The following is a 13,703-nucleotide window of genomic DNA, read 5'->3' as shown; positions in this document are numbered from 1 at the left end:
AGAGCGCGCCGCTGCCGTTCCAGCTCGACGAGCAGCCCGGTGAAGAGGCCCGGCTGACCCACAGGTACCTGGACCTGCGCCGGGAGGGCCCGGCCCATGCCATCCGGCTGCGGTCCAAGGTGAACGCCGCCGCCCGCCGGGTGCTGGCCCGCCACGAATTCGTCGAGGTGGAGACGCCGACCCTGACCCGCTCGACCCCCGAGGGCGCCCGCGACTTCCTGGTGCCTGCGCGGCTGCAGCCGGGCAACTTCTACGCCCTGCCGCAGAGCCCGCAGCTGTTCAAGCAGTTGCTGATGGTCGGTGGTATCGAGCGCTACTACCAGATCGCGCGCTGCTACCGGGACGAGGATTTCCGCGCCGACCGTCAGCCGGAGTTCACCCAGCTCGACATCGAGATGAGCTTCATCCGCCAGGAGGACGTGATCCTGCTGGCCGAGGAGATCCTGGTGGCGCTGTGGGAACTCATCGGTTACGAGATTCCCACCCCGATTCCGCACATGACCTACCACGAGGCGATGCGTCGCTTCGGCACCGACAAGCCGGACCTGCGCTTCGGGGTGGAGATCACCGAATGCACGGAGTTCTTCAAGGACACCCCGTTCCGGGTGTTCCAGGCTCCGTACGTGGGCGCGGTGGTGATGCCGGGTGGCGCGAGCCAGCCGCGCCGTCAGCTCGACGCCTGGCAGGAATGGGCCAAGCAGCGCGGCGCGAAGGGCTTGGCCTACGTGCTGATCGACGAGGACGGTGCGCTCGGCGGCCCCGTCGCCAAGAATCTCAGCGACACCGAACGCGCCACCCTCGCCGACCACGTCGGTGCCAAGCCGGGTGACTGCGTGTTCTTCGCCGCCGGAGCGCCCAAGGCGCAGCGCGCGCTGCTCGGCGCCGCGCGTGGTGAGATCGCGCGCAAGGTCGGCCTGATCGACGAGAACGCGTGGGCGTTCGTGTGGATCGTGGACGCGCCGATGTTCGAGCCGGCTGCCGAGGCGACCGCGAGCGGCGATGTCGCGCTGGGCTATTCGGCCTGGACCGCGGTGCATCACGCGTTCACCTCGCCGAAGCCGGAGTCGATGGACACCTTCGACACCGACCCGGGCTCCGCGCTGGCCTACGCCTACGACATCGTCTGCAACGGCAACGAGATCGGCGGCGGCAGCATCCGTATCCATCGCCGCGATGTGCAGGAACGGGTGTTCGAGGTGATGGGCATCAGCCACGACGAGGCCCAGGAGAAGTTCGGATTCCTGTTGGACGCCTTCGCTTTCGGTGCACCGCCGCACGGCGGCATCGCCTTCGGCTGGGACCGGATCACCGCACTGCTGGCCGGCATGGATTCCATCCGCGAGGTGATCGCCTTCCCGAAGACCGGTGGCGGGGTCGACCCGCTGACCGATGCGCCCGCGCCCATCACCGCGCAGCAGCGTAAGGAAGCCGGCCTCGATGCCAAGCCGGAAATCAAGGGCGTGACCGAGGTTTCGGCCGACGGCGCACCCCTCGGGTCCGAAACCGCCAAGCGGTAGCGACTTCCGTCTCGATGGCCGGCCCCGCGCGGGGCCGGCCATCGTCGTATCAGAGCTGCTCAGATCGCCGAGACGTGTCCTCCGGTCATGGTGCGGTAGGCGTAGGTGACGGCGATGGTCGCCACCGGACCGGCGACCAGCAGCCCGAAACCGCAGGCCAGCAGGCCGAGCAACGCGACGACCAGGACCGTGAGCGTCAGCAGGATCACCGGCCAGATATTGGTGATCACCAGTTTGACGCTCGAGGTGATGGCCTCGACCGGACTCTGGTTCTGATCGAGGACGAAATGCAGCGAGAACATGCATCCCATCCCGACGGCGATGCCCGGTAGCAGGCACAACGCCGAGGCGAGGGTGGTGGCCAGGAAGGCGAGCCCCGCGGTGAGCAACACATTGCCCGCGTTGCCGAGGTGGAAGTAGGAGCCGAAAGTCGCTGGATACCCGTTGGTTTCATAGAGCGCGCCGCGCACCATCGCCGCTTGCAGCAGCCACAGCCCCACCATGACCGCGAGGAAGATGAACAGCACCGTCAGCGCCGAGCGCGGCGCGAGGACCTGCACGACCGCCACGAACAGCAGATAGATCACCAGGCCCAGCGCGCTCACCGCCAGCCAGGGACCAGGATTTCGCCGGAATTTCTCCCAGCCGTAACTGAGTGCGTGGCCGACATCCAGCGGCGCGGGCACACCTGTGCCGGTCTGATTCAGGTAGCCGTAGGTGGGTGCCTGCGGGTCGGGGCCGGTACCCGGTGGGCCGTAGGTCGGCTGCGCTCGTGTCTGATCCAGCGGCGGCGCCGGCTCGACCGGTTCGTTGCCGTACTGGGCCGCGCCCGGGCCCTCGAACTGCGGGTATCCTGCGGCGCCCGGCATTTCGTGACGGCCGTGGCCGGCGGGGTAGGGCGCGGACGGGTCGCCGCCGGGGACCTGCCCGGTGCCGCCGCCCGGCGCGGGCTTGTCGCCGGACGGCTGCGGCGTGGCGGATGGTGTGTCGGTCACGGTGGTCGACCTTTCGGGTCAGCTGGTTTGCGGTGTGGCGCACGGTAGTTGACGACCAGGAAACAGCACGGCTGACATCGTCTCAAGTGATCGGTGCGCACTACCAGAGCGGCGCGCGGACACGCCGAGCGACACGGAAAGGTTGCCCAACCGCTCGCTAGAAGTGACCCGATGCGAGTACTTTGATCTGTGATGACCGCACTATTGGCCGAACGCGCCACCGAAGTCGTGTCCGCAGCACAACAGTTGCTCACAAAGCGCATGGGTGCTCCGGTGAAGCTGAGCGATCCGATCGAACTCAGCGGTAGTGGTAGGACGACGGTCCTACGCGTGCGGGTTGCCGAGAACGCCTTCTCGCTACCGCGCACCCTGATCCTCAAGCAGGTGCGCGGCGCCGTCCCGCTGCCGCGCAACGCGGGCATCACGCCCGGTGTCGCCAGCATCGACTCCGCGTTCCTGCGTGAGGCGGTGTCCTACCAGTTCACCACCGCGCTCAGCCGCGAACAGCGTCCCGGCGCCTACCTCATCGCCCACAGCCTGCCCGATCGGCTGCTCGTGCTCAGCGACCTGGGGGAGAACACCTCGCTCACCACCGTGCTGCGATCGGGAGCCGAACCGGCCACCCAGAACGCCATGATGGCCTTCGCCCAGGCACTGGGCCGGATGCATGCGGCGACGGTTGGCCGCGAAGCCGATTTCGTCGCGCTGCTGCGCCGGGTGGATGTGGCCCACCGCATCGACGGCATCGCCCAGCAGGCCGAGTCGGCCGTCGCCGAGGTCCCCGCGCTGCTGCAGCGTGAACTCGGCATCGAGGTCCCCGACGAGCTGGCCACCAAGATCACTCACGGGGCCCGGCTGTTCTCCGGTGGCCGGTTCCGTGCCTTCAGTCCCTCGGATCTGTGCCCGGACAATGTCATCCTCAACGACGAGGGCGCCCGCATCCTCGACTACGAGTGGGGCGGATTCCGCGACGCCACCCTCGACATCGCCTACGCGCTGGTGTCCTTCCCCGGCTGCCTGTGCGATGTGGAGCTGTCGCGCGAGCGGGCCGCCCACATGGTCGAGGCCTGGCGCGCCGAGGTCGTCGGCGTCTGGCCCGCCCTCGCCGAGGACAGCCTGCTCGCCGAGAAGATCCTGGAAGCACGCCTGATCTGGGTGTGGCTGTCCACCTACTGGTTCCTGCCCGCCGACCACGGCCGTATCGCCGCCGCCCGTGAACACGGGCTGTCGGTGCCGCGCTCGGAGGCGCTGATCAACCGCTGGGCCGCCCTCGCCGAGGACGCTCGCGTCACCGGCGACGACGTCATCGGCGATTTCGCCGAGGCGATGACGGCCGTGCTCGTGGAGCGCTGGGCCGAATAGCGGCAGGAAAACCGGATCCGGGGCGGGTGCGCACCGTCGTACCCGCGCCGGGCCGTTGATCGCCTCGACTCCGTGCGGCCCTGTTCGCGCCACTCGCCCTCATCGTCGGGGAGCCAACGTGGTGAGCGCGCAGAGCGTACCGGTCAGCTCGCGGGAGCGGTCCTCGGCTCCATTCGGCCGCCCGCCGGTACGGCGAACGACGCGCCATGGCGGACGCCCGTTCGCGCGTCGGCGACATCGAGCACGTAGAACCAGTCCATCTGCGCCTGCGCGGCGGTCACCTCGAGCACACCGAACCCGTGCGAATCCAACTCGACATAGCGCAGATGCCGGTTGACGCCCTTGATCGCCTCCTCCACCGGCACCGCGGCCGTGCGCGGCGGTGCTTGCAGCAGCTCACCGAGGCTGGAGGAGGTCACCGATGGGACCACGAACTCCGCACCGACGCCGGGCCCGGCCGGATCGGCGGCGTTCACCGGCAGATCCGCCGCCCACGAGGAGTGGATATCGCCGGTGAGGAACACCACGTCCGCCACCCCGTGCTCGGTGATCGACCGGTACAGCCGTGCCCGGTCGGCGGTGTAGCCGTCCCATTGGTCGGCGTTGACGGGCAGGCCCGACTGCGGAATACCCAACGCCTGGGTGAAGGCGGCGGTCGTGGCCGGATCCAGCGGCGGAAACACCAGCGGCGCGATCATCACCGAATTGCCCACCAGCTTCCATCGCGCCGTCGACGACGCCAGCCCGGCGGTGAGCCAGTCCATCTGCGCGCGCCCGGTGAGGGTGCGTTCGGGATTGTCCACCTCACGCCAGCCCGCGCCCGGCTTCACCTCCTGGTCGCGGTAGCTGCGCAGATCCAGCATCGACAGTTCGGCCAGGGTGCCGAACCGCAGCCGGCGATAGATCTGCACACCCGAACCCGAACGCGACGCCCGGACCGGCATCCACTCCAGATACGCCCGCGCCGAGGCCGCTTTACGGTCGGCCCAGGAACCCTGCGACGCCGGATCGTGGGTGCCGGAACCACCGGACCAGGAGTTGTCGGCGGACTCGTGATCGTCCCAGGTACAGATGAACGGCAGCAGCGCGTGGAGGCGTTGCAGGTCGGGATCGGTTTTGTACTGAGCATGGCGGATGCGGTAGTCCGCGAGGGAGACGATTTCGTGCACCGGATCGTGTGGACGCGCCGAGCCGGTCCGGCCGCCGTATTCGCCGCGTCCGTATTCGTACAGGTAGTCGCCCAGATGCACGATGGCGTCGAGGTCGGCGCGGTCGGCCAGGTGACGGTAGGCGGCGAAGAACCCGGCCTCCCAGTTCGCGCACGACACCACACCGAAGCGCAGCCGGTCGGGACTGGCGCCGAGGGCAGGCGCGGTGCGGGTGCGCCCGACCGGCGAACGCCGGCCGAGGGCGGTGAACCGGTAGAAGTAGACGCAGCCCGGAGCCAGACCGGTGACGTCGACCTTCACGGTGTGGTCGCTGTCGGCGGTCGCCGTGGCCGACCCGGAAGCGGTGATCGCGGCGAAGTTCTCGTCCGCGGCGACCTCCCAGCGCACGGCCGCGGGGGCGCCGGTACCCGAACCGGGTGTCGCGTCCTCGGCGACGGTGACCCTGGTCCAGATGATCACCGCATCGGGCAGCGGATCGCCGGACGCGACGCCATGGCGGAATACCGGCGTACTCGCCCAGGCCGGTGCGGCGAGCGCGAGACCTGCCCCGGCCGCGGCGACCGCGCCACCCGTCAAGACCGTGCGACGACGCACCACGGCAGTATCTGAAACGAGCACGTTTTCAGCCACGATCATTGATCACAGCCCATCGGCCGGGCGCTCGCAAATCGAACCGCCGCGTGCCGTTTCGATCCGCGCGCCGGGTGTGTCGTACCCGGCCGGTAGCGTCATCGTCGATGAGCGAGCGAACTATCAACGCGGCCGAGCGGGCGCTCGTGGCGAGGCCGAGCGCCGGAGGGGATGTGTCATGAGCGACGGGCTGTTCGACGTGCCCGGCGCTGCGTCGGCGCCGGGAGCCTCCGATGCCGACATCACCTTCCGCGGCCCAGGGGCGGCGGCGCCGCTGGCGGTGCGCATGCGCCCGGCCACGCTGGAGGAAGTCCTCGGCCAGCAGCATCTGCTCGGCCCCGGCTCGCCGCTGCGCAGGCTGATCGAGGGCTCGGGCGCGGCCTCGGTGCTGCTGTACGGCCCGCCCGGCACCGGCAAGACGACGTTGGCCTCGCTGATCTCCCAGGCCACCGGTCGGCGCTTCGAGGCACTGTCGGCACTGTCGGCCGGTGTCAAAGAGGTGCGCGCGGTGATCGACCTGGCACGCAGGCGGCTGACCGCGGGCGAGCAGACGGTGCTGTTCATCGACGAGGTACACCGCTTCTCCAAAACCCAGCAGGACGCGCTGCTGGCCGCAGTGGAGAACCGGATCGTGCTGTTGGTCGGCGCGACCACGGAGAACCCCTCGTTCTCGGTGGTGTCGCCACTGCTGTCGCGATCACTGGTGCTGCAACTGCGCTCGCTCACCGACGACGACATCCGCGCGGTCCTTCGGCGCGCCATCGCCGATCACCGCGGACTGGACGGGCAGTACACCGTCACCGACGCCGCTCTCGACCACATCGTGCGCATCGCCGGCGGTGATGCCCGCCGTGCGCTCACCGCGCTGGAGGCCTCGGCGGAGTCCTCGCTGGACGGCACCGTCGATGTCGATCTGGTGGAGGCCAGCGTCGACAAGGCGGCGGTGCGCTACGACCGGGCAGGCGATCAGCACTACGACGTGATCAGCGCGTTCATCAAATCCATTCGCGGATCCGACGTCGACGCCGCGCTGCACTACCTGGCCAGAATGCTGAGCGCGGGGGAGGACCCGCGGTTCATCGCGCGCAGGCTGATGATCCATGCCAGTGAAGACATCGGCATGGCAGATCCGACGGCATTGCAGACCGCCACGGCGGCGGCGCAGGTCGTCCAGCTGGTCGGACTGCCCGAATGCCGCCTCGCGCTGGCACAAGCCACCATCCACTTGGCCACCGCACCCAAATCCGGTGCCGTGGTGGCGGCGATCGGGGCCGCGATGGCCGACGTCTCGGCGGGCAAGGCCGGTGCGGTCCCACCGCATCTGCGCGACGGCCACTACGCGGGCGCGGAGAAACTCGGCAACGCGCAGGGCTATCGCTATCCACACGATGATCCGGGCGGAGTGCTGGCCCAGCAGTATCCGCCCGACCAACTGGTCGGCGTCGACTACTACCACCCGACCGACCACGGCCATGAGCGCGCGGTCGGTCCCCGCGTCGAGAAGTTGCGCCGCATCGTTCGCGGCGAGTGAGCGGCGGGCAGCAGGTGTGAGCTGCTCGGCCGACTCGATGAAAAACCGGGTGCGCCGCACCGGTAGGCTGGATATTTGTGCAGACCCACGAGATCCGACGGCGATTCCTGGACCATTTCGTGCGCGCCGGGCATACCGAGGTGCCCAGCGCCTCGTTGATCCTCGACGACCCGAACCTGCTGTTCGTCAACGCGGGCATGGTCCAGTTCAAGCCGTACTTCCTCGGCCAGGAAACCCCGCCGTTCCCGCGGGCGACGAGCGTGCAGAAATGCGTGCGCACCGGGGATATCGAAGAAGTGGGCATCACTACCCGGCACAACACCTTCTTCCAGATGGCCGGCAACTTCTCCTTCGGCGATTACTTCAAGGAGGGCGCGATCGCCTTCGCCTGGGAGCTGATCACCAAGTCGCAGGAGGATGGCGGCTACGGGTTCGACCCCGAACGCATCTGGGTCACCGCCTACGAATCCGATCCGGAGGCCGCCGAGATCTGGCGTCGCGTCGCCGGGATCCCCGAAGAGCGCATCCAGTTCCGTGACGGCAAGGACAACTACTGGGACATGGGCGTACCCGGGCCCGGTGGCCCCTGCTCGGAGATCTACTACGACCGGGGCCCCGAATACGGCAAGGATGGCGGCCCGGTCGCCGACGAGGACCGCTACCTCGAAATCTGGAACCTGGTCTTCATGCAGGACATCCGCGGCGAGCTGAGCCCCAAGCTCGGCCATCCGCCGGTCGGGGTGCTGCCGAAGAAGAACATCGACACCGGCATGGGCATCGAGCGCATCGCGCTGCTGCTGCAGGGCGTCGACAACGTCTACGAGACCGACCTGCTGCGCCCGATCATCGACAAGGCCGAGGCGCTCACCGGGCGCTCCTACGGTGTCGAGCACGCCGACGACGTGCGCTTCCGCGTCATCGCCGACCATGCCCGCACCGCCGCCATGCTGATCGCCGACGGCGTCAACCCCGGCAACGACGGCCGCGGCTACGTGCTGCGCCGCCTGCTGCGGCGCATCGTCCGTTCGGCGCGGCTGCTCGGGGCCGAGAAGCCGGTCATGGGCGAGTTCATGAAGGTCGTCAGCGAGCTGATGTCGCCGTCGTATCCGGAACTGGCCACCGACTACGGCCGCATCGAGACCGTCGCGGTGGGCGAGGAGACCGCGTTCCTCAAGACGCTCAACACCGGCTCCAAGCTGTTCGACGACACCGCCGAGCAGGTCAAGGCCGCCGGTGGCAAGACCATCGCCGGGTCGGACGCGTTCACCCTGCACGACACCTACGGCTTCCCCATCGACCTCACCCTGGAGATGGCCGCCGAGGCCGGGCTCTCGGTCGACGAAGAGGGCTTCCGTTCGCTGATGGCCGAGCAGCGCCGCCGCGCCAAGGAAGACGCTCAGGCCCGCAAGCACGCGCACGCCGACCTGTCGGTGTACAAGGAGCTCGTCGACCGCGGCGCCACCGAGTTCACCGGTTTCGACGAGCTGACCTCCGAGGCGCACGTGCTGGCGTTGATCGCCGACGGGGTGCGGGTGCCGACGGCCACCGCGGGCAACGATGTCGAGGTGATCCTGGACCGCAGCCCGCTCTACGCCGAGTCCGGTGGTCAGATCGCCGACCGCGGCACCATCACCGCTTCGGGGCTGAAACTGCGGGTCAACGACGTGCAGAAGATCGCCAAGAAGGTGTGGGTGCACAAGTGCACGGTGGAGCAGGGCCAGATCACCGAGGGTGACGTGGTGCTCGCCCAGGCCGATCCGGCGTGGCGGCGCGGCGCGACCCAGGGCCACTCGGGCACCCACATGGTGCACGCCGCGCTGCGTCAGGTGCTCGGCCCCAACGCCGTGCAGGCCGGTTCGCTGAACAAGCCGGGCTATCTGCGCTTCGACTTCAACTGGCAGGGCCAGCTCTCCGAACAGCAGAAGGCCGATATCGAGGCCGTCTCCAACGACGGCGTCGGCGCCGACTACCCGGTCAACACCTTCATCACCGACCTGCCCAAGGCCAAGCAGATGGGCGCGCTCGCGCTCTTCGGCGAGAACTACGGCGATCAGGTGCGCGTGGTGGAGATCGGCGGCCCGTTCTCGATGGAGCTGTGCGGCGGTACGCATGTGCAGCACTCCTCGCAGATCGGCCCGATCACCCTGCTCGGTGAGTCGTCGGTCGGCTCCGGTGTACGGCGCGTGGAAGCCTTCGTCGGCCTGGATTCCTACAAGTACCTGGCCAAGGAGCGTGCGCTGCTGGCCGGTGTCGCCTCCGCGCTGAAGGTGCCCTCCGACGAGGTCCCCGCCCGCGTCGAGCAGCTGGTCGAGCGGCTGAAGGTGGCCGAGAAGGAACTCGAACGCACCAAGATCGCCGCGGTGCTCGCTTCCGCCGGCACGCTGGCCGACGGCGCCGAGCGTCTCGGTGACCTGCTGCTGGTCGCCGCTGCCGCGCCCGAGGGCATCACCGCGGGCGATCTGCGCACGCTCGCCACCGACGTGCGCGGGCGGCTCGGCAGCAACCCCGCCATCGTGGTGCTGCTCGGCAACACCGACGGCAAGGTGCCGTTCGTGGTCGCGGTGAACAAGCCGGCCCAGGAACTCGGCGTCAAGGCCGGTGATCTCGTGGCCGGCTTCGGCCCGGCCATCTCCGGGCGCGGCGGCGGTAAGCCGGAAATGGCCCAGGGCGCGGGCTCGGATCCGTCGGGTATCGCGGCCGGACTGGCCGCGGTCCGTGCTCGGGTGGCCGAACTCGCCGGCTGATGGGTGAACCCGCAAGCACCGAGCATCGGGGCGATCGGCCGGATCCGGCCACCGACCCGGGACGGGGCAGGCGTATCGCCATCGACGTCGGCAGCGTGCGCATCGGGGTCGCCTCCAGCGACCCCGACGGCATCCTCGCCACCCCGGTGGAAACCGTGCCGCGCGCCAAACCGAACCCGCGCGCGGGCGGGCCCGGCCCCGACATCGCCAGAATTGCCGACATTGTGCGGGAATACGAGGCCGTCGAAATTATCGTCGGCTTGCCGCGCACCTTACGCGGGGAAAAGGGTACTGCCGCTACGCTGGCAATCGCATTCGCCGATCGTTTGCGGTCGGTGGTCGCCCCGGTGCCGGTACGGCTTTCCGACGAACGTTTGACTACGGTGTCAGCTGCACGTGCATTGCGGGACAGCGGAGTTCGCGCACGCGGCCAGCGGCAGGTGATCGATCAAGCGGCTGCCGTGTCGATCCTGCAGGGATGGTTGGACGAACGGAGTTCGGTGTTGAAGTCGGTCGAAGAAGCGGTACGCCGCGCGTCGTCCGGAGACGATGCATGACGGATCGGTGGGCGCGGGCCGAAGAACGCTACCGTCAGCAGGAAGCCGACCGGCGCTACCGCCGCGACGATCAAGCGTGGGGGCGAGACAGTCGCGCGGAAGCGGATGTGGCCGGGAGCGCCGGGGACGAGTGGAACTACCTCGACGATGACGACACCACCGTCATCCCCCGGTACACCGACGACGATGACCTGATCGAACCGGAACCGGAGCCCGAACCGGAACCGGTCCGGCGCACGGCCACCCGCACCAAGAGCGCGGCGCGGTCGCGGCCGAGGGCGGATGCGGCCGAAGCCCGGCGCGGCGCACGGCAACGCCCGGGTGCGCGTTCCAAGAAGAAGTCGAGGGTCGCCTCCAGGAAGGCGGCCGAGCGCAAACGCCGCAGGCGTACCATGCTGGCCGTCGCGGCGGTCTTCGCCGTACTGTTCGTCGGCGCGGCCGGTTTCGCGGGCATGAAGCTGATGGATGGTTACACCCCCGCCGAGGATTTCGCCGGCCCGGCCGGGCCGCCGGTGGTGGTTCGGGTGCATCCGGGCGAAACCGCGACCGAGATCGCCGACACGATGGCCGCCAAAGGCGTCGTCGCCAGTAGCGCCGCCTTCTACGAAGCCGCCGTGCGCAATTCGAATATGAACTCGGTGCAGCCCGGGTACTACGCGATTCCGAGCCGCAGTCCGGCCGCCGATGCGGTGGCCGCGCTGGTGAAACCCGACTCGCGAGTGGGCAATCTGGTCATCTCCGAGGGCAGGCAGCTGCACGACCAGCACGACGTGAACACCGGGGCGCGCAAGGAAGGCATCTACACCAAGATCGCCGCGGCCAGCTGCATCGGCACCGACTGCGTCACCTACCAGGAGCTCGAGGCCGCGGGCGCGGGCATGGATCTGGCCGCGCTCGGGGTGCCGGAATGGGCGATGGAATCGGTGCGTCAGGTGCCCGACCGCGCCCGTCAGCTGGAGGGGCTGATCGCCGCGGGCAGCTGGGATTTCGATCCGAGCGGCACACCGGAGCAGATCCTGAAGGAATTGGTCAGCGCCAGCGCCGCGCTCTACGAATCCACCGGGCTGCTGCAATCGGGTGGGGAGACCGGGCTGACGCCTTACGAATCGCTGATCGCCGCCTCCCTGGTCGAACGCGAAGCGCTGCCGCAGGATATGGGCAAGGTCGCTCGGGTGATCGTGAACCGGCTGAAGGTCGACCAGCCGCTGCAATTCGATTCGACGGTCAACTACGCCCTCGATACCACCGAGGTCGCCACCACCGACGCCGACCGGGCCCGGCGCACGCCATGGAACACCTACGCCATGGCCGGTCTGCCCGCTACGCCCATCGCGGCGCCGTCGGCGGCGGCGCTGCGTGCGGTCGAGCAACCCGAACCGGGGCCGTGGCTGTACTTCGTCACCATCGATAAGCAGGGCACGACACTGTTCACCCAGAGCTATACCGAGCATCTGCGCAATATCGACCGCGCTATGGAAAGCGGGATCCTCGACAGTGGCCGCTGAGTTCTCCGGCGCCGAGGTCCGCAAGGCGGCGGTGCTCGGCAGCCCCATCGCGCATTCACGGTCGCCGCAGCTGCATCTGGCCGCCTACCGTGCGCTCGGTCTGCCGTGGACCTATGAGCGCATCGAATGCACCGCCGAACAGTTGCCGGGGCTGGTGGACGGGCTCGGCCCGGAGTGGGTCGGCCTGTCGGTGACCATGCCGGGCAAGGAGGCCGCGCTGGCCTACGCCACCGAGCGCACCGAACGCGCGGAGCTGGTCGGCTCGGCCAACACCCTGCTGCGCATCGACGGCGGCTGGCGCGCGGACTGCACCGACGTCGACGGTGTGCTCGGCGCGCTGCGCGGCGGCGGGGTGGCGGCGCTGTCGGAAGCCATGGTGCTCGGCGCGGGCGGGACCGCCCGCCCGGCGCTGCTCGCTCTGGCCGAACTCGGTGCCACCGCGGTGACGATCGTGGCCCGCGATGCCGGACGGGCGGCGAGCGCGGTCGATCTCGCGCACCGGCTCGGGCTCACCGCCACCGTGATCGGTTTCGACCCGGCCGCGGTAGGCGCGGCCGCCGCCCGCTCCGGTGCCGCGGTGAGCACTGTCCCGCCCGCCGCCGCGGCCGTGGTGGCCGATGCGGTCGCCGCGGTGCCGGTGGTGCTCGACGCGATCTACAACCCGTGGCCGACCCCGCTGGCCGAGGCCGTCGTCCGCGCCGGACGGACTGTGGTCAGCGGCCTCGACATGCTGATCAACCAGGCGTACGGACAGGTCGAGCAGTTCACCGGACGCCCGGCTCCCCGCGAAGCGATGGCCGCGGCACTCGACAGCGTGCGCTGAAGCCGCTCATGGATCGAGCCGCTCGGCGGCAAGGCCGAGGTCTTTGTCGCCGCTTCCGGACAGGCACAGCACTACCAGCGTGTTCCGTGTCAGTTCGCCGCGCTCGGCCCGCTCGATCAGGTGCCCCACCGCATGCGCGGATTCGAGGCCGGCGAGCAAGCCCTCGGTGCGGCTGAGCGCTCGCATGCCACGCAATGCCACGGCGTCGGTGGCGGTCTGTGCGCTCACTCGACCGCTGTCGCGCAGGTAACTGAGTTCAGGGCCGACGCCCGGGTAATCGAGACCGGCGGCGATGCTGTGCGTGTGGACGATCTGACCGTCGGCATCCTGCAGCAGGTAGCTGAACGTACCGTCGATCTCACCGGGACTCCCCGCGGTCAAGGTGGCGGCGTGGTCGCCGTCGGCCCGGCCACGGCCGGCCGCTTCCACAGCGACCAATTCCACCTGTGGGTCGGCGGCGAACGGATGAAACAGCCCGAGGGCGTTGCTGCCGCCGCCGACGCAGGCCAGCACCAGATCGGGCAACCTGCCTTCGGCCCAGAGGATATCGGCGCGGGCCTCCCGGCCGATCACCGTCTGAAAATCGCGCACCATCTGCGGGTACGGTGCGGGCCCGACCACCGTGCCGAGCAGTAGATGAGTGTCGGCCAGGTTGGCGACCCAGTCGCGGACCGAGGCACTGATCGCCTCCTTGACCCGCCGGTTCCCGGTCTCGACCGGACGCACATCGGCACCGAGCATCCGCATCCGGGCCACGGTGGCGGGCTGGCGACGCATGTCCTCGCCGCCCATGTAGATCACGCACTCGAGACCGAGCATCGCGCACACGGCGGCGACGGCGCCGCCGTGCTGGCCTGCGCCCGTTTCGGC

10 protein-coding genes are annotated in these 13,703 nt (G+C 69.3%); 7 read left to right on the top strand and 3 right to left on the bottom strand.

Annotated features, from left to right (window positions below; all coding sequences use genetic code 11):
* On the top strand, positions 1 to 1,517 hold a 1,517-nt coding region (gene aspS, locus RJ05_RS15135), incomplete at its 5' end, for an aspartate--tRNA ligase (protein WP_036537856.1).
* A 59-nt stretch (positions 1,518 to 1,576) separates the two neighbouring features.
* Here aspS and RJ05_RS15130 read toward each other — a convergent pair.
* Positions 1,577 to 2,512, bottom strand: coding sequence for a DUF2189 domain-containing protein (locus RJ05_RS15130; protein WP_036537855.1), 936 nt, complete (start codon positions 2,510 to 2,512; stop codon positions 1,577 to 1,579).
* 192 nt (positions 2,513 to 2,704) lie between these two features.
* On the opposite strand from RJ05_RS15130, the gene RJ05_RS15125 reads away from it, so the two are divergent.
* Complete coding sequence (locus RJ05_RS15125; RefSeq protein ID WP_036537854.1) at positions 2,705 to 3,874, top strand: phosphotransferase family protein; 1,170 nt, start codon at positions 2,705 to 2,707, stop codon at positions 3,872 to 3,874.
* A gap of 143 nt (positions 3,875 to 4,017) precedes the next feature.
* On the opposite strand, the gene RJ05_RS15120 is transcribed toward RJ05_RS15125, so the two are convergent.
* Positions 4,018 to 5,679: an alkaline phosphatase D family protein gene (locus RJ05_RS15120; protein ID WP_085996216.1), complete on the bottom strand. Its 1,662-nt coding sequence runs from the start codon at positions 5,677 to 5,679 to the stop codon at positions 4,018 to 4,020.
* Positions 5,680 to 5,851: 172 nt separating this feature from the next.
* Between RJ05_RS15120 and RJ05_RS15115 the strand changes: the two genes are divergently transcribed.
* The 5 genes from RJ05_RS15115 (at position 5,852) to RJ05_RS15095 (ending at position 12,833) form a co-directional block, all read left to right on the top strand.
* Positions 5,852 to 7,204, top strand: a complete 1,353-nt coding sequence (locus tag RJ05_RS15115; RefSeq protein ID WP_036537853.1) for a replication-associated recombination protein A — start codon at positions 5,852 to 5,854, stop codon at positions 7,202 to 7,204.
* Between the two features lie 77 nt (positions 7,205 to 7,281).
* Positions 7,282 to 9,948 (top strand): alanine--tRNA ligase, encoded by a 2,667-nt coding sequence (alaS, locus tag RJ05_RS15110; RefSeq protein ID WP_036537852.1) that lies wholly within the window; start codon positions 7,282 to 7,284, stop codon positions 9,946 to 9,948.
* Positions 9,948 to 10,505 (top strand): Holliday junction resolvase RuvX, encoded by a 558-nt coding sequence (gene ruvX / locus RJ05_RS15105; RefSeq protein ID WP_036537851.1) that lies wholly within the window; start codon positions 9,948 to 9,950, stop codon positions 10,503 to 10,505. The genes alaS and ruvX overlap by 1 nt, the downstream gene beginning before the upstream one ends.
* Positions 10,502 to 12,010, top strand: a complete 1,509-nt coding sequence (locus tag RJ05_RS15100; protein ID WP_036537850.1) for an endolytic transglycosylase MltG — start codon at positions 10,502 to 10,504, stop codon at positions 12,008 to 12,010. Before ruvX ends, RJ05_RS15100 begins: the two co-directional genes overlap by 4 nt.
* Entirely contained in the window at positions 12,000 to 12,833 is an 834-nt protein-coding gene (locus RJ05_RS15095; protein WP_036537849.1) for a shikimate dehydrogenase, read from the top strand. The genes RJ05_RS15100 and RJ05_RS15095 overlap by 11 nt, the downstream gene beginning before the upstream one ends.
* Positions 12,834 to 12,839: 6 nt before the next feature.
* Here RJ05_RS15095 and RJ05_RS15090 read toward each other — a convergent pair.
* Positions 12,840 to 13,703 (bottom strand): pyridoxal-phosphate dependent enzyme (locus tag RJ05_RS15090; RefSeq protein WP_036537848.1); only part of this gene is annotated, 864 nt, incomplete at its 5' end.

The sequence above is a fragment of the Nocardia cyriacigeorgica NBRC 100375 genome (genome assembly GCF_000308555.1).
GTDB lineage: Bacteria > Actinomycetota > Actinomycetes > Mycobacteriales > Mycobacteriaceae > Nocardia > Nocardia cyriacigeorgica.
The sequence above is the reverse complement of the archived record's forward strand: the minus strand, read 5'-3'. Positions and strand labels throughout refer to the sequence as shown.